The 483-nt window shown below is 67.4% G+C and carries 1 protein-coding gene; it reads right to left on the bottom strand.

Translation table 11 applies throughout. The annotated features are described in order from the left end of the window. On the bottom strand, positions 1 to 483 hold a 483-nt coding region (locus AC1DFC_RS29800; RefSeq protein WP_478180590.1), incomplete at both ends, for an AMP-binding protein.

Raw genomic sequence — 483 nt, 5'->3', positions numbered from 1 at the left:
CCACACGTCCTCGGGGCCGAAGCCGAACCAGGCATCGGTGGCGTCAAGCAGCCGTGTCACGTTGCGGTGGCACAGCTGCGCGCCCTTGGGACGGCCGGTGGAGCCGGAGGTGTAGATCACGTAGGCGAGGTTCTCGCCGTGCAGGTCGAGCTGCGGATCGTGCGACGGTTCGCCGGACAGGTCGAGCGTGTCCAGTGCCAGCACCTGCAGCGCCTCGATGCCCGGCATCTGCAGGTGGCTCTGCGTGARCAGCAGCGCGATGCCGCTGTCGCGGACCATGTACGTCAGCCGATCTGTGGGGTACTCCGGGTCCAGCGGCACGTAGGCGCCGCCRGCCTTCAGGATCGCGAGGATACCCACCACCATCTCGATGGAGCGTTCCACCGCGATGCCCACCTTGGTCTCGGGCTTCACGCCCCGGGCGATCAGCCGGTGTGCAAGGCGGTTGGCCTGTGTGTTGAGTTCGCCGTAGCTCAGCGTTTG

Source organism: Variovorax sp. 10L421 (assembly GCF_056395365.1).
Note: the sequence above shows the minus strand (reverse complement) of the source record. Positions and strands in the feature narration are given on the sequence as shown.